General features: G+C 72.9%; 10 protein-coding genes. 5 read left to right on the top strand and 5 right to left on the bottom strand.

Annotated features, from left to right (window positions below; translation table 11 throughout):
• Positions 1–41: 41 nt before the first annotated feature.
• The gene (locus tag ACEYYH_RS12725) at positions 42–1,580 is read right to left on the bottom strand and encodes a DEAD/DEAH box helicase (RefSeq protein WP_374974749.1); all 1,539 of its coding nucleotides are present in this window, start codon (positions 1,578–1,580) and stop codon (positions 42–44) included.
• 214 nt (positions 1,581–1,794) lie between these two features.
• Between ACEYYH_RS12725 and ACEYYH_RS12720 the strand changes: the two genes are divergently transcribed.
• The gene (locus ACEYYH_RS12720; RefSeq protein ID WP_374974748.1) at positions 1,795–2,508 is read left to right on the top strand and encodes a ferritin-like fold-containing protein; all 714 of its coding nucleotides are present in this window, start codon (positions 1,795–1,797) and stop codon (positions 2,506–2,508) included.
• 90 nt (positions 2,509–2,598) lie between these two features.
• Here the strand turns inward: ACEYYH_RS12720 and ACEYYH_RS12715 are convergent, their stop codons facing one another.
• Both ACEYYH_RS12715 and ACEYYH_RS12710 read right to left on the bottom strand, forming a co-directional pair.
• Complete coding sequence (locus ACEYYH_RS12715; RefSeq protein WP_374974747.1) at positions 2,599–2,889, bottom strand: hypothetical protein; 291 nt, start codon at positions 2,887–2,889, stop codon at positions 2,599–2,601.
• A gap of 14 nt (positions 2,890–2,903) precedes the next feature.
• Positions 2,904–3,128, bottom strand: a complete 225-nt coding sequence (locus ACEYYH_RS12710; RefSeq protein WP_018171265.1) for a DUF3107 domain-containing protein — start codon at positions 3,126–3,128, stop codon at positions 2,904–2,906.
• A gap of 182 nt (positions 3,129–3,310) precedes the next feature.
• Here ACEYYH_RS12710 and ACEYYH_RS12705 point away from each other — a divergent pair, with 182 nt between their 5' ends.
• Positions 3,311–6,553 carry an ATP-dependent helicase gene (locus ACEYYH_RS12705; protein WP_374974746.1) on the top strand — a complete coding sequence of 1,081 codons (3,243 nt, stop codon included), beginning with the start codon at positions 3,311–3,313 and terminating at the stop codon, positions 6,551–6,553.
• Positions 6,550–9,897 carry an ATP-dependent DNA helicase gene (locus ACEYYH_RS12700; RefSeq protein WP_374974745.1) on the top strand — a complete coding sequence of 1,116 codons (3,348 nt, stop codon included), beginning with the start codon at positions 6,550–6,552 and terminating at the stop codon, positions 9,895–9,897. The genes ACEYYH_RS12705 and ACEYYH_RS12700 overlap by 4 nt, the downstream gene beginning before the upstream one ends.
• Before the next feature lie 39 nt (positions 9,898–9,936).
• On the opposite strand, the gene ACEYYH_RS12695 is transcribed toward ACEYYH_RS12700, so the two are convergent.
• Entirely contained in the window at positions 9,937–11,292 is a 1,356-nt protein-coding gene (locus ACEYYH_RS12695; protein ID WP_374974744.1) for a phosphotransferase, read from the bottom strand.
• Between the two features lie 77 nt (positions 11,293–11,369).
• On the opposite strand from ACEYYH_RS12695, the gene nudC reads away from it, so the two are divergent.
• Positions 11,370–12,284, top strand: a complete 915-nt coding sequence (gene nudC / locus ACEYYH_RS12690) for an NAD(+) diphosphatase (RefSeq protein ID WP_374974743.1) — start codon at positions 11,370–11,372, stop codon at positions 12,282–12,284.
• Positions 12,281–14,053, top strand: a complete 1,773-nt coding sequence (locus tag ACEYYH_RS12685) for an ATP-dependent helicase (RefSeq protein WP_374974742.1) — start codon at positions 12,281–12,283, stop codon at positions 14,051–14,053. Before nudC ends, ACEYYH_RS12685 begins: the two co-directional genes overlap by 4 nt.
• A gap of 781 nt (positions 14,054–14,834) precedes the next feature.
• Here ACEYYH_RS12685 and ACEYYH_RS12680 read toward each other — a convergent pair.
• A complete protein-coding gene (locus ACEYYH_RS12680; RefSeq protein WP_374974741.1) occupies positions 14,835–16,280 on the bottom strand; it encodes a zinc-dependent metalloprotease in 1,446 nt (481 codons plus the stop codon).
• Positions 16,281–16,384 lie beyond the last annotated feature (104 nt).

Raw genomic sequence — 16,384 nt, 5'->3', positions numbered from 1 at the left:
CGCGGCGCCGTATGACGGCGCCGCGACAGAAGAGGACGGATTCAGGCGCCGACGGTGGCGCCGCCCGCGGGAGCCGACCCGCCGCCGCTGCCCCCGCGGCGACGGCGACGACGCCGCGGAGCGGGCTTGCCGTCGTGGTGCTCCTTGCCCCCGCCGTCGTGGGTGCCGCCGCCGTCCGTGGAGCGATCGCCGTCGGTGCTCGCCGCGGCGCCGTGCCCCTGCACGGCGGCGGTGCCGTTCCCGTCCGCGGTCTCGAAGGTGGAGCCCACCCGCTCGGACGAGCCCGACCGGCGACGGCGACGCCGGCTTCGCGGAGCCTGTCCGTTCGTCTCGGCCTCGGCCGCAGCATCCGCCGCCCTCTCGGGCTGGACGCGGATGGCCTGGGTCTTCGGTGCCGTCACGATACGGCCCTTCGTGCCCGCGGGGATGTCGAGGTCGGAGAACAGGTGCGGGCTCGACGAGTAGGTCTCGACGGGCTCGGGCTGGCCGAACTCGAGGGCGCGGTTGATGAGGGCCCACTTGTGCAGGTCCTCCCAGTCGACGAACGTGACCGCGATGCCGGTCTTGCCGGCGCGGCCGGTGCGGCCGGCGCGGTGCAGGTACGTCTTCTCGTCGTCGGGGATCGTGTGGTTGATGACGTGGGTGACGTCGTCGACGTCGATGCCGCGCGCGGCGACGTCGGTCGCGATGAGGACGTCCTTCTTGCCGGCCTTGAACCCGGCCATCGAGCGCTCGCGCGACTCCTGGCTCATGTCGCCGTGGACGGCGCCCGCGTTGAAGCCGCGGTCGTTCAGCTCGTCGACCAGCTTCTGCGCGGCGCGCTTGGTGCGAGTGAAGATCACGGTCTTGCCGCGAGCCTCGGCCTGCAGGATGCGGGCGATGACTTCTTCCTTGTCGAGCGAGTGCGCCCGGTACACGAGATGACGGATGTTCGCCTGCGTGAGGCCCTCGTCGGGGTCGGTCGCCCGGATGTGGATCGGGTTCGACATGAACCGGCGGGCGAGCGCGACGATCGGGCCGGGCATGGTCGCCGAGAAGAGCTGGGTGTGCCGGATCGCCGGGACCTTGGAGAAGATCTTCTCGATGTCGGGGAGGAACCCGAGGTCGAGCATCTTGTCGGCCTCGTCGAGCACGACCTCGGTCGCGTTCGACAGGTCGAGCAGGCGCTGGTTGTTGAGGTCGATGAGGCGGCCCGGCGTGCCGACGACGATCTGCGCGCCGGCCTTGAGCTGGTCGATCTGGCCCTCGTACGCCTTGCCGCCGTAGATGGCGACGACGCTCGTCGAGCGGTTCGAGGTCAGCATGTCCATGTCTTCGTAGACCTGCACGGCGAGCTCGCGCGTGGGGACCACGATGAGTGCCTTGACACCGGGGGCGGGATCCTGTCCAAGACGCTGGACCACGGGGATGCCGAAGCCGAACGTCTTGCCGGTGCCGGTCTTGGCCTGGCCGATGATGTCCTGGCCTGGAAGGCCGAGGGGGATGGTCTGCTCCTGGATGGGGAACGCGTCGACGATCCCCTTCGCGGAGAGCGCGTCGACGATGTCCTGATCAACGCCGAGTTCGGCGAAGGTCGTCACGATATGTGCCTGTCCGGCAGTGGGATGCTGCCTGGGTTCATGCCCGGGCGCGTGATCCGGCCTCTTCTGAGGTCGCCGCGCGGGCGGAAAAGCGATCCACGCCCTTCTTTCCCACAGGCGCGGGCGCCCCGATCCGACGCCGGGGCCGACACCCACGATACCGGAGGACCCCGGTGCGAGCATGGAGGCGGCGTCCCCTCGTAGGCTTTCGTGCATGGTGAAGTGGTTCTGGCAGCGTCGCGACACGGGACGCAAGCTGCAGCTGCGCTCGCGTGATGAGCTGAGCGGAGGCAATCGTGTCGACTTCGAGGAGCTCGCTCCCGACATCGACACCTTCCTCGGTCAGGCCGCGTACCTGCAGCTCGGCTTCTTCGAGACGCTCACCGAGCTGATCCAGTCGATCCCGGAGCTCGGTGAGAAGGAGGCGGTCTCGCGCGCGGCCGGGGCGGCACTCACCAAGCACGAGGCACTCGTCGCGCTGATCCGCGAGCGCGGCGACGATCCGACCGAGATCATGCGGCCGTTCCGCGAGCCGCTGGACGCGTTCCGCGCGGCCACGCACGGCGTGCGCCCGCAGGAGACGATGCTGTCGGTGCACATCACGGCCGGCATGCTCGACGACTTCTACCTCGCCCTGTCGGCGAGCTATGGCGAGACCGGCGACCGCGTCGCGCGCATCCTGCAGGCCGACGACGATCGCCAGGCCATCGTCGAACTGATCTCCCAGGCCATCGCGAGCGACCCCGAGTGGAAGTCGCTGCTGGCCCTCTGGGGGCGCCGCCTGGTCGGCGACACCCTGCTCATCGCGCGGGCCGCGCTGCGGCCGACCGACCTCGGACCGGCGGCCGAACAGAAGGTCGAGCCGGTCTTCACCGAGCTCATGGCCGCGCACTCGCGACGTATGGATGCCATGGGCCTGGCCGCCTGACACGCACGGGACGGATGCTGCGGTCGCGGGGGACGGATGCTGCCGCCGCGCGTCGCCGCCGGCACCCGCGGTGGGCGCAGCCGAGCCGGATCAGCCGATGCCGAGGCGGGCCTTCTCGCGCGCGTCGTGCGAGACGCGGGCACGCGAGATGAGGGTGATCGCCGGGTAGGTGACCACCATCGGGACGATCAGCGCCGCGAGCCACGGCCACGGGGTGTCGATGCCCACGCCGAGCCACGTCAGGATCGACCACGCCGCACCGGCCGACACGGCGCCGATCATCGGCGCGAGGACGACTCCGCGCGTCAGACGCTGGTGCAGCTGGAAGTGGATGCCGATGCCGACGACCGCGCCGACGATGAACGCGATGAGGATCTGCATGGGTCCGGTTCCGCTCAGGCGACGAAGCCGACGCGGCGCGACTCCTCGGAGCCGAGCTCGACGTAGGCCAGGCCCGCGGTCGGGACGATGTACGAGTTGCCCTTCGCGTCGGCGAACGTCACGTGCGTGGCGCCGGCGTCGAGGGCGGCGGCGATGGACTTCTTGACGTCGGCAGCGGGCTCGTTCGTCTCGAAGTTGAGCTCGCGGCCGGTGTTCGCGATGCCGATGCGGATCTCCACGTGACTGTCCTCCTGCGCGGGGTGATGGTTTCCTGCCGGATGGCTGAGGGCTCCTGCTGGCTGAATGCCTGAGGCCTCCCCGGACGCATGGCAACTCTACGACACCGCGCCGGGGCATCCGCCCGTCTCCGGAACGCTCTGGGCGAACGGCCGATGTCGCCCCTTCGCGCTAGCGTCGAAGGGTGACTTCGGGCAGGGCAGACCACGCGGCGTACCGCCTCGACGCGCCGCAGCAGGCCGTGCAGGAACTGCCGTCGGACGCATCGGGCGTGGTGGTGGGCGCGCCGGGCACCGGAAAGACCGAGACGCTGATCGCGCGCGTCGCCGCGCTGACCGACGGCGGCATCGATCCCGATTCGATCCTGGTGCTCACGCCGTCGCGGCAGACCGCGACGACCCTGCGCGACCGGCTCGGCCTTGCGGTGCGCGTGGCGACGACGGGGCCGCTCGCCCGGTCGGTCGCCTCGTACGCATTCCAGATCGTGCGGGCGCACGCCGTCGCCGCGGATGCCGATCCGCCGCAGCTTCTCACCGGCGGCGACGAGGACCAGATCATCCGCGACCTCCTCGAAGGCGACGATGAAGACGAAGCGTCCGGTGCGGTGCGCTGGCCGGACTGGCTCGGCCCGACGATCCGGGGCACCGCCGGATTCCGCACCGAGGTGCGCGCATTCCTCGCGGAGTGCACGACGCTCGGCATCGAGCCGCGGCGCCTCCGCGAACTGGGTGAGCGTCACGAGCTGCCGGCATGGGTCGCGCTGTCGTCCTTCTTCGGCGAGTACCTGCAGGTGCGTGACGGCATGCGCGGCGCCCACCGGGATGCCGCGGGCCTGGTCCGCGAGGCCGTCGGCCTCGTCCGCGCCGCCCCGGCGGGAAGCCCGGCCATCGATCGCGTGCGTGTCGTCCTGGTCGACGACGCGCAGGAGCTGACGCTCGGCGGGGTCGAGCTCCTCGAGGCCGTGCGCGCCCGGGGCGCGGCTGTACTCGCCTTCGGGGATCCCGACGTCGGGTCGGGGTCGTTCCGCGGCGCGACGCCGGAGAACTTCGCCCGGCTGGCCGCGTCGCTCGGCGCGGTGCACGTGCTGTCCGTCGGGCATCGCGGCACCGCGTGGCAGCGCGAGCTCGTGGGCCGCGTCACAGAGCGGATCGGTGCGGTCGGCGTGGTGGCGCATCGCGGGGCGGCCTCGGGTGCCGAGGCCGACGACTCCGTGCGGGTGCTGACGCTGCGCTCGGCGGCCGAGGAGTACGACGCGATCGCGCGCGTGCTGCGCGAGCGGCATGTGCACGACGGCGTTCCGTGGCGCGCCTGCGCCGTGATCGCGCACGACACGCGCCAGGTCGCCGCGCTCGAGGCCGAGCTGTCGGCGCGCGAAGTGCCGGCGCGCTCGAGCGGGCCCGGGCGCGCGCTGGGCGCGGTGCGGCCGGTCGCCGACCTGCTGCGGCTCGTCGAGCTCGCCTCGCGCGACGAGTGGACGTTCGACGAGGTCTCTGCGGCCCTCGTCGGCACCTACGGACGCCTCGACGTCATCGAGCTCCGCCGGCTGAGGTCGGCGCTGCGCCACGCCGAGTTGCGGCGGGTCTTCACGAGCGGAGCACAGGACGCCGACAGCGTCCCGGGTGCGCAGAGCGGCGAGGTCGCCGAACGCTCCGGTCGCGACCTCGTGCTCTCGGCGATGCGCCGGCCTCTGGAGTTCGACCTGCTCGACACGCGCGAGGCCCGGCGTGCGGCGTCACTGGCGCGCACGCTCGCGGTGCTGCGCGACGACCTCGACCGCGGGGCGACGGCGCACGAGCTGCTCTGGACCGCGTGGGACCGCAGCGGTCTCGAGCGCGCGTGGGGCGAGCTCGCGCGTGCCAACGGTCCGCTGGCCGAGCAGGCGAACCGCGACCTCGACGCCCTCGTGGCGCTGTTCCAGGCGGCCAAGCGCTTCGTCGAACGGTCTCTCGACGCCGATCCGCGCGTGTTCGTGCGTTCGATCCTCGACAGCGGTGTGGCCGAGGACCGCCTCGAGGCGCCGACGCGCGACGACAGCGTGCGCATCATGACCCCGGCCGGCGCCCTCGGACTCGAGTTCGACACCGTCGTCGTGGCGGGCCTGCAGGACGCTGTCTGGCCCAACACCCGGTTGCGCGGCAGCCTCCTCGACACGTGGCGCCTGACGGATGCCGCGACCCGCGCCGACGGCGAGACGCTCGGTGCGTTCGACCGCCGCCGCGCAGCGATGCACGACGAGCTGCGCCTTCTCGCGCGGGCACTGTCGCGCGCGACCGCCCAGGTGATCGTCACGGCCGTCGACGACGACGACACCGGTCCGAGCGTCTTCTTCGAACTGCTGCCCGATCCTGAGCCCTTCGAACTCGATCACCCGGTGTCGCTGCGCGGGCTCGTCGCGCGGCATCGGCGCACCCTCACCGCCGCGGGTCCACGTTCGGTCCCCGCGACGGGCTCCCTCGCCGCGCCGGCGGCGCGCGCAGCCGAGCAGCTCGCGCTGCTGGCCGACGCCGCGGTGCCCGGGGCCTCGCCGCGCGAGTGGTACGGCGTCGCGGCGCCGACATCGACCGGGCCGCTGCGCGATCTCGCCCGGGAGGACGTGCGGGTCTCGCCCTCGCGCCTGCACGCCCTGGAGGAATGCGAGCTCAACTGGGTGATCGCCGATCTCGGCGGCGATCCGGGCGGCACCACCGCCGGCCTCGGCACGATCATCCACGCGGCCCTCGAGCACGCTGCGGGTCACGACGAGGCGGCGCTCTGGGCCGAGGTCGAGTCGCGGTGGGGAGAGCTGACGTTCGAGGCGGAGTGGCGCGATCGCGCCGAGCAGACCCGGGCACGCGATCTGGTGCGGCGCCTGCACCTGTACTTGCGCCGCTTCGACGACGCCGGAGGCACCCTCATCGGCGCCGAACCGCACTTCGAGGTCGTGATCCCCCTGGAGGACGACACCGCGACCGGCGGGGCGCCGGCCGGCCCCGACCTCGACCCCGATGCCGAGGCGACGAAGCACCGCGTGATCCTGTCGGGGTATATCGACCGTGTCGAGCTGACCCCGGAGGGAACCGTCGTCATCATGGACCTCAAGACCGGCAAGCGCGAGCCGCAGACCGACGCCAAGGTGCTCGACAACCCGCAGCTGGGTGCATACCAGCTCGCCTTCGAGTCGGGAGCGATCCCCGAGGCGAACGGCCATGCGCCCGGCGGGGCGAAGCTCCTCGTGCTGCGGCCGACGGCGACGAAGTCCGACTACGTCACGCCGTGGCAGCCGCCGTTCGACGACGAGCGGCGCGACGCGTTCGTCGACCGCATCCGCACGGCCGTCGCGGTCATGCGCGGCGTGAGCTTCACCGCGCCGTACGAGGAGCACTGCCGCGATGAGCACTCCTACGGGCTCTGCCGGATCCACACCGTGGGCGCGGTGAGCGCCTCGTGACCATCGTTCAGCCCGTGGACACGCAGGCCGTGGCCCCGACCCCGATCCTGTCGGCGCGCGTGATCGCGTCCGCGCTCGGGCAGTTCCCGCCGACCGACGAGCAGGTCGCCGTCATCGAGGCGCCGCTGGCACCGGCGCTCGTCGTCGCCGGCGCCGGCAGCGGCAAGACCGAGACGATGGCGGCCCGTGTGGTGTGGCTGGTCGCGAACGGCATCGTCCGCCGCGACGAGGTGCTCGGCCTCACGTTCACACGCAAAGCCGCCGGCGAGCTCGCGGAGCGCATCCAGATGCGACTCGCGCGCCTGGCCGAGTTCGAGCGGCGCGGCCTGCTGCCGGCGCTGACGTCGCTCGCGGAGGAGGGACGGCTCGACGTGTTCGGGGAGCTCGAGCGATCCGGCGTCGACGGCGCGCGGGCGGCCGCCGAACGTCACCGGCTGCTCGATGCGCTCGCGCGACGCATCGACGCCATCGCGCAGGACTCCGTCGACGATGCGCTCCTGCACCGGCCGAGTGTGGCGACCTACAACAGCTTCGCCGACCAGATCGTGCGCGAGCACGCCCTGCGGATCGGACGGGATGCCGAGGCCGCCGTCCTGTCGGAGTCCGCGGCGTGGCTCCTCATGCGTCGCGTCGTGTTCGCGTCCGACGACCCGCGGCTGGAGCAGCGCGGCGAGGCCGTGCGCACGATCGTCGACGCGGCCCTGCGGATCGCGCGCGACGGCGTCGACAACCTCGTCGACTTCGATGCGCTCGCCGCGTTCCCCGAGCGCTTCGGCACCGTGCGCGAGCTGCCGTCGACCAATCGACGCACCACGGTCTACGCCGATGTCGCCGACGCTGCGGACAGGGTCGACGCTCTCGCGCTGCTGGCCGACCTCGCGCGCGAGTACGGCGCCGAGAAGCTCCGCCTCGGAGTCATCGACTTCTCCGACCAGGTCGCCGGCGCGCTGGAGGTGGTCGCGAGCCACCGCGCGGTCGCCGACGAACTGCGCGACCGCTACCGCGTCGTGCTGCTCGACGAGTACCAGGACACGTCCGTCGTCCAGACCGACCTGCTGGCCGCCCTCTTCGCCGGCACCGGTGTGATGGCGGTCGGCGATCCGCATCAGGCGATCTACGGCTGGCGCGGCGCGAGCGCGGGCAACCTCGGCGGCTTCGCGGCGGCCTTCGCGCCCGGCGCGGCATGCGCGGAGTATTCACTTCTCACAAGCTGGCGCAACAGCGCCTCCGTGCTGACGGCGGCGAATGCCGTGCTCGCACCGCTGGCGGCGTCCGCCTCGGTCGCGGTCGGCGAGCTGCAGCCGCGGCCGGAGGCCCCAGCAGGCGTGGTCGAGCTCGGCTTCGATGCCGACCTCGACACCGAGGCCGACCGCGTTGCGGAGTGGTTCGCGCGCGTCCGTGCCGAGCGCGCCGACGGCGGTCGTTCCACCACCGGGGCGATCCTCTTCCGTAGCAAGAAGCACATGGTCCGTTTCGGCGACGCGCTCGGACGCCGCGGCATCCCGCACCGCATCCTCGGACTCGGCGGCCTGCTCTCGACGCCTGAGGTGGTGGACGTCGTCTGCACGCTGCGAGTCATCAGTGATCCCTCGGCGGGCTCGGCGCTCATCCGTCTGCTGTCGGGACCGCGATGGGCGATCGGCCTGCCCGACCTGCGCGAGCTCGCGGCGCTGTCCCGCCGCCTCGCCCGCCACGACACCGCTCTGCAGCCCCTCGCGCCCGAGGTCGTCGAGCGCATCCGGGGGAGCGCGGGCGACGACGACGGCTCACTCGTCGACGCGCTCGACTTCGTGCTGCGCCAGAAGCCTGACCATGGCTGGCTGGAGGGCTTCACGCCCGGGGCGCGCGAGCGGCTGCGGGACGCGGCATCCGTCTTCGCGGGACTCCGTCAGGCGAGCGGGATGCCGATCCCGGAGCTGGTGCGGCTCATCGAACTGGAGCTGCGGCTCGACATCGAGCTCGCCGCGAACGAGTCGCGAGGTCCCGCGCGCATCGCATCGGCGCAGCTGCGGGCGTTCGTCGACGAGGTGCACGCCTTCCTCGCCGCCGACGAGACCGGGTCGCTGTCGAGCCTGCTCGCGTGGCTCGACCACGCCGAGCAGCTCGACGAGTTCGCGCCGCGTACCGAGCCGCCCGAGGACGACGTCGTGCAGCTGCTGACGATCCACGGGTCGAAGGGCCTCGAGTGGGACGCCGTCGCCGTCGTGCGCCTCGTCAAGGACGAGCTGCCGAGCGCACCGCGCGACACGAAGGCGTGGCTCGGGTTCGGCGTTCTGCCGTACGCGTTCCGCGGCGACTCCGCCTGGCTGCCCGCGCTCGGCTGGCAGTCCGCGACCACCCAGCAGGAGCTCAAGGAGGCGATCGAGACGTTCGTCGAGGCGAACCGCGCCCGGCAGCTCGAAGAAGACCGCCGCCTGGCGTACGTCGCGGTCACGCGCGCCCGCGACCATCTGCTGCTGACCGGGGCGACGTGGTCGGGCACCAAGCGCCCCCGCGCGCGCAGCACGTTCTTCACCGAGATCGCCGAGGCGCTGGACGTCGCGCTGCCCGACGACGAGCCCGGCGACGACCCGTATCAGGGCGAGCGGCGTGTGCTGCAGTGGCCGATCGATCCGCTGGGCGCCCGCCGAGCGGCCGTCACCGGCGCGGCGGCGACCGTCGAGGCAGCGCTCGACGCCCCACGGGGCGAGGTCGATCCCCAGGCCGCGCTGCTGCTCGCCGAGCGCGATGCGCGCCGCGCGCGCCCGGTGCACACGGCGCCGACCCGCATCGCGGCGTCCCGCTACAAGGAGTACGTCGCCGACCTCGAGGGCACGCTCGCCGGCATCGCACGGCCGATGCCCGAGCGCCCCTTCCGGCAGACGCGCCTCGGCACGCTCTTCCACGCCTGGGTCGAGCAGCGCTCCGGGCGTTCCGGCCTCGGCGGCTCGCTCGACGACGCGCTGTGGGAGACGGACGAAGACGTGCCGGGCACGGAGGCATCCGTCGAGGATGCCGCCGCGCTCGCGGCGCTGCGCGAGCGCTTCCTCGCGTCGGAGTGGGCACCGCTGCAGCCGATCGAGGTCGAGACCGAGATCGACTTCACCACCATCGGCCCCGATGGCCTGCCGCACATCGTCATCTGCAAGCTCGACGCCGTGTACCGGCGCGAGGACCGCGGCGGACGCATCGAGATCGTCGACTGGAAGACCGGCGTCGCGCCGCGCACATCCGCCGAGAAGGACGAGCGGATGCTCCAGCTCGAGCTCTATCGCCAGGCCTATCATTCGAAGCACGGCGTACCGCTCGACGAGATCGACGTCGCGCTCTACTACGTGGCGGAGGACGTCATCCTGCGCAGCTGAGATCGCCCGGCCCCGAAAGGGTCAGCCGTCGCGGTGCCGTCAGTCGGCGAGCCAGCGGCGCAGAGCCGCCTCGGACGCACGCTCGGCCTCGGCCGCGGCATCCAGCCCGCCCTCGTCCTCGCGTGAGGGTGCGGCGCCCTGCGTCGTCGCGCCTGGCAGCGTGATGGGCGCGGTGGAGAGGTCGTCGTCCGGGTGCCGCACGGGAAGTGCCACCGCCGCCGGGTCGAGGTCGACGGGCCGGAACGCGGCGAGGTCCTCGGCGGAGATCTCCTGCGTGTCGAAGGACTCCGGCGCGGCGGAGACCGGTCCGGTATCCCGCCGGGTGTCCTCCTCGTCCGCGACCCACTGCGCCAGCTCTTCGGGGTCGTACGCGTCGGTCTGCATCGACGTGTCGATCGTCGGTGCGCCCGCTCCGGGCGTGCGCTCGAGGAGGGCGATCGCGTCGTCGACGTCGAGCGCGGCCGCCGCCAGGATGTCGTCGCCCGCCACGCCCGCGGCGAGCGACTCGAGCAGCTCCACGGCGTCGGCGACGATGTCGTCGCGGTCGGCGTCGTGGCCGTGCACGAGCCACTTCGCGAATTCGAGCTCGGCGTACAGGCGGGAACGCTCGCGCGCTCGCGCATCGGGGGCGCGGCCGCTGCCGGCGACGTAGGCGGCGTAGACGTCTTCGGCGGCGTCGGGGGCGGACGCGAGCCATTGCAGGTCGGTCGCCGGGTCGCCGATCGACAGTCCGTGCCACTCGAGCAATCCGGTCACGGTCGGGACGCCGTCGAGGTCCTCGAACAGGAACGAGGCGGCTCCGGCACCGCCGAGCACGACCGCCGACTCGAAGCGCCACAGTTCGTCGGCGTCGACGGCGCGGTGCCACCGCTCCGCCAGGCTCACCGGCAGCCGCCGGGTCGCGACAGCACGTTCGATCAGGCGGGTGACGTCGGCACGAACCTGCTGCGGGGTGCGCGCGGGCAGACCCTCGCCTTTGACGATCGAGTGCGGCAGCGCGTGGAGCGCCGCCAGCGCCGCACCCAGCGAAGTCGCTGCGCCGCGTCCGGGCGGAAGGTGGGCCGCGTCGACGCGATACCCGGGAAGGAAGTCCACGACGACCACCCGCGTGTCGCCGAGGCCCGCCTCGCCGAGCAGCTCGGGAGCGCGGAAGGGGAGGAGACCTCGCACACCCGGGGTGAGCGCGCGCAGCGCGCGCACCTCCGCGGCGAGCTCGGGGGCGGACGATGGGTCGGCAGGCACCCGCACGACCACACGGCGCCCGTCGTCGAGGTCGGCGACCGCTGCGTCGTAGCGGCCGGTCGCTCCCTCGGTGAGAGCGCCGACTCCGACGACGCCGACCCGCGGGAGAGCCGACGTGACCGACGCGGCTAGAGTGAGGGGTGAGCGTGCCATGTGCCCAGGGTAGGTCGGTCGCGCTCGTCCGTCCCCGCGCCACGCCCGGCCCTGAACGACGAAGCGGAGCATGTTCGATGACGGCGCCCGACAGCACGAGCCTGAATCCGCTGGCGCAGCCCGGGCTCGACCGCGCGGCGGATGAGCGGCTGATTCCCGATCTGCTCGGGACGGCGAAGACGGATGCTGCCTCCCGCGTCCTCGTCATCGTCGGCGACTCCGCGCCGCTGACCACACCCGACGCGCTGCTCTGGCTCGCGCCATCGGAGGTTCCCGGCGGAGCCGAGTGGGCGTTTCTCGGACGCGACGACGACGGGGTCGCGCTGCTCGCCGCCGTGTTCGCGTCCCAGGACGAGGAGCTGTTCGTCGCACCGGCGGGCTGGGCGGGTCTGCGCACCATCGGAGCGCTGCTGTCGCCGCGTGATGCGGGCGCGTTCGTGGAGGCGCTCAGTCTCGGGCGCTGGTTGATCGACGCCCCGTTCTGCCCGGCGTGCGGCACGCTGACAGTCCTGGGCGATGCCGGCTGGTCGCGCCGCTGCCCGAACTGCGGGCGGCAGCACTTCCCGCGCACCGACCCGGCGGTGATCGTCGCCATCACGAGCGCCCACGACGCCGACCTGCTGCTTCTCGGCTCGAACGCGTTGTGGGGCGCCGACCGGTTCTCGTGCTTCGCCGGGTTCGTCGAAGCCGGCGAGTCGCTCGAGGCGGCCGTGCGCCGGGAGGTCGCCGAAGAGTCCGGTGTCGATGTGGCCACGGTGACGTATCGCGGGTCTCAGGCATGGCCGTATCCCCGCTCGCTCATGGTCGGATATCTCGCCGAGTCCCGCGACGACGCGGCGGCGCGTGCCGACGGCGAAGAGATCGCGGCGATCCGCTGGTTCACGCGTGACGAGATCGGCCAGGCGCTCGCCGGCGAGGGTGATGTCGTGCTGCCGGGGCGGGCGTCCATCGCGCACCGGCTCATCGCCGACTGGTACGCGGAGCGCGCGTGAGCGCCGGCGCCCTGGCCGGGCTGGACGAGCATCAGCTCGAGGCGGCGACCGCATTGCGCGGACCCGTGGCAGTGCTGGCCGGTGCCGGCACGGGCAAGACCCGCGTCATCACGCATCGCATCGCGCACGGCGTCGACACCGGCGCGTACTCGCCCGGACGCGTCATGGCGGTCACCTTCACCACCAAGGCCGCCGGCGAGATGCGCGGTCGCCTGCGCGCGATGGGCGTGGGCGGAGTGTCGGCCCGTACCTTCCACGCGGCCGCCCTCGCACAGCTCAACTTCTTCTGGCCGACCCTCGCGGGCGACACCGCACCGGGGATCATCGACAACAAGGTGCGCATGCTCGCCCATGCCGCCGACGGCATCGGGCTCGCGCCCGACGTGGCGACCCTGCGCGACGTCGCATCTGAGATCGAGTGGCGGAAGGTCTCGATGTTGAGCGTCGACGCTTACGCCGCGGCCCGTCCGAACGGCGTGGGTCGCCTCGGGGTCGACCGCGTGATCGCGCTGCAGCACGCGTATGAGAAGCTCAAGGACGAGCGCCGCCAGCTCGACTTCGAAGACGTGCTGCTCGCCTGCGCAGGCATGCTCGAGGCCGAGCCCCAGGTCGCCAAGGCCGTGCGCGAGCAGTACCGCCATTTCACCGTCGACGAGTTCCAGGACGTGTCGCCGCTGCAGAACCGCCTGCTCGAGCTGTGGCTGGGCGACCGCCGCGACCTGTGCGTCGTCGGCGACGCGAGCCAGACCATCTACTCCTTCGCGGGTGCCGACGCCGCATACCTCCTCGACTTCCCGTCGCGGTACGAGGGCGCTCGCGTCGTGCGCCTCGAGACGAACTATCGATCGGATGCCCCGATCCTGGCGGTCGCGAACGAACTGATGCGCGGGCGCCCCGGCGCGCTGCACCTCTCCGCCGCCGCCGGCCACGACTCCGCGTCGGCCCCGGTCCCCACGGTCACCGCCTTCGAGGACGACCGGGACGAGGCCCGCGCCGTCGCCGCGCGGATCGCCGCCCACATCGCCGACGGCGCGGACCCGGGCCACATCGCGGTGCTCTACCGCGCGCACGCGCAATCGGCCGAGCTCGTCGCCGCGCTCTCCGACGCGGGGATCGCGACGACGGTGCTCGGCGGCCGCCGCTTCTTCGACATGCCCGAGGTGCGGCAGGCGGTGATGGAGCTTCGCGCGGCCTCGGTGGCCCCGATCGAGAGCGGCTTCGTCGATACCGTGCGCGACATCCTGCGCTCGCGGGGTCTGACAGACGAGCCGCCGGAGGCGGGCGGAGCCCTCCGCGACGCCTGGGAGGCGCGCGCCGCGCTGCTGCGCCTCGCGCAGGAGGCTCCCGCTGGCACGACCCTCCGCGCCTTCGCGGACGAGCTCACCGCGCGCGCCAAGGCCCACGACGAGCCCGCGATGCGCACCGTGACGCTCGCGACGCTGCATGCGGCCAAGGGCCTGGAGTGGGAGCACGTGCACCTGGTCGGCGTCGCGGAGGGATTGCTCCCCATCTCGTTCGCGACCACGTTCGAGCAGGTCGACGAGGAACGGCGCCTGGCGTATGTCGGCATCACGCGGGCCGGGCGAACGCTGTCGCTGTCGTGGGCGCGCGGCGTCCGGGAGCGACAGCCGTCACGGTTTCTGCGAGAGATCGGCAACGGCACTCTGCGTGCGGGCGGTGCGACCGCACGTGCCGGTGCAGCGAGCCGGCGCGGAGGATCACCGAGCGGGTCCGGCCGGCCGAGGGGTGCCGCGCGCGCTCCGCGATGAGCCGCCCTGCCACGATCCCCGCCTCCCACAGCACCGAGGGCTCGCTCGCCACGGCGCGCCCCAGCAGCTGAGCCGCGACCACCGGCCACGACGGGTCGCTGTCGCGGCGGTGGGCGGCAACGCAGGCGAGGCACGCGCTCCGGCCCGGTTCGACGAACGGGCCCACTTCTGCGCCTGAACCGGTGAGCACCACCGGCACATGGTCGACGTCGGCGCTCATGAGAGCCGCGGCCGAGCCGGGAGCCACCACACGATGCACGATGAAGACGACGGCGGCAGCATCCGTTGCGATGCTTCCGACGGCATCGAAGCGGTGCGCGGTTTCGACGTCGAGCCCCTCGGCGGACAGTCCCGCGGCGACGGTGTCGCGATGCTCGTCGGGCACGTCCTGGGCGCACTGGACCAGGACGCGGGGGCGGGGCGGGGCATCCGTCATCAGAGCCCTGCGGATGCGCGAGAGGAACCGCGCCGCCGCCCTGGCGTCGGGTGCGCCGAGCGCCTGCGCGAACGGCACCGCCGCGCCGTCGGGGATGCCGCGCTCGAGCTCGCGCAGCAGCCGCTGCTGCCACGGCTGGGGGTCGTCGAGCACGGCGACCGGCTCGGCGCCGAACTGGATCGTCGAGTCGGTCCGCCACACCGGGGGATACGAGGGGTCGAGTCGCAGCATGCGCCGATCCTGTCGCACCCGCCGGGCGCACGGCCGGTATCCACAGGCCGAGATCGCGAATCGCCGGATCCTGCGGACCTGGGGAGGAACCGACGAGCCGGCCCCGCCGGCCGCCTACACGGGCCGGTGGTCGTCCGGCGCGCCGCTCTCACCCTCGTCGCCCGCACCGTCGGACTCGGACGGGGGATCGGATGCCTCGTCCGCGGCCGCTCCGCCGGGCTCCTCGCCGGCGAGGAGGCGTGCCAGAGCGTCGTCCATCTCGTCGCGCACCGGCTCGTCGCCGCGCGCGCGGGCCTCCAGGCGGGCGACGAGTGACGCGGGATCGTCGATATCGGACGCGTTCGGCATGAGGTCGGGGTAGTCCCACAGGGCGTCGCGCGCGGCCGGGCCGACGGCCTCCGTCACGGCGCGCCACATCGCGGCGGCTTCGCGCATACGGCGCGGGCGGATCTCGAGGCCGACGAGGGAGCCGAGCGCGCGCTCGGCCGGACCGCCGACGGCGCGGCGGCGGCGCACGGCCTCCGAGATGCGCTGCGCCGAGGGGAGCCGCGACGTCGCGTCCTCCGTGACGACCTCGACCCAGCCCTCGACGGTGGCCAGCAGGTTCTCGAGGCGTGCGAGCGCCGCGTCCTGCGCCTCAGAGCGGGCGGGCAGAAGCGCGCCGCTCTCGATCGCCCGGCGGAGCTCCTCGGGCTCGGACGGGTCGAAGCGGGTGGCGAGGTCTTCGAGGGCCTCGGTGTCGACGTGCACGCCGCGGGCGAAGTCGGTGACCTGCGAGATGACGTGCAGGCGCAGCCAGCGCGCGTGCCGGAACAGGCGCGCGTGCGCGAGCTCGCGCGTGGCGACGTACAGGGCGAGCTGGTCCTCGGGCACCTCGAGATCGCGGCCGAAGTCCGCGAAGTTCTGCGGGAGGATCGCGGCCTGCCCGTCGGGCATCAGCGGGATGCCGACGTCGCCGCCGCTCACGACCTCTTTCGACAGGTTGCCGACGACCTGGCCGAGCTGCGACGCGAACAGCGACCCGCCGACCGTGCGCATGAGGCGCCCTGCGCCCTGCACCAGTCCCTGCATGTCTTCGGGCGCCTGCTCGCTCAGCGCCGTCGTGAGGGCGTCTGCGATGCTCGTCGCGACCGGTGCCGCGAGCTCCTGCCACACCGGCAGCGTCGCCTCGACCCACGCGCCGCGCGTGAGCGTCGCCGGGGGAGCGGACAGCTCCGAGATGGTGGTCGCCTCGCTCAGCCACAGCGTCGCGAGGGCGAACGCCTGGTCGAGGTCGGTGCGCTGGCCGGCCGTGACACCGAGGCCCTCCTGGTTCGCGATGTGCAGCGCCTGGCGTTCGGCCATGTCCCACGAGATGCCGGTCTCGTCTGCGCCCTCGAACGCTCCCTGCAGCTGGCGCATGACCGCCTGCATCATGGCGGGGTCGATGTTCATGCCCGATAGTCGCGAGAGCTGCTCGGGGTCGAAGTCGCCCGCCGCGCCGCCGAACAGCTGGCGGATGAGCTCCTGGAAGTCGTCCTCGGGGCTGGGGTCGCCCCCGCCAGTGACGTCGTCTGCCACTTCAGCCGCCTTTCAGCCGGTCGATGAGGTTGCGTTCTACGCTAGTCGCAGCATCCGTCGCACTCCCCGGCAGGGACCCCTTACGCCTTACGCCGGTCGCGAAC

The sequence above is a fragment of the Microbacterium trichothecenolyticum genome (assembly GCF_041938625.1).
Lineage (GTDB): Bacteria > Actinomycetota > Actinomycetes > Actinomycetales > Microbacteriaceae > Microbacterium > Microbacterium trichothecenolyticum_D.
The sequence above is the reverse complement of the archived record's forward strand: the minus strand, read 5'-3'. Positions and strand labels throughout refer to the sequence as shown.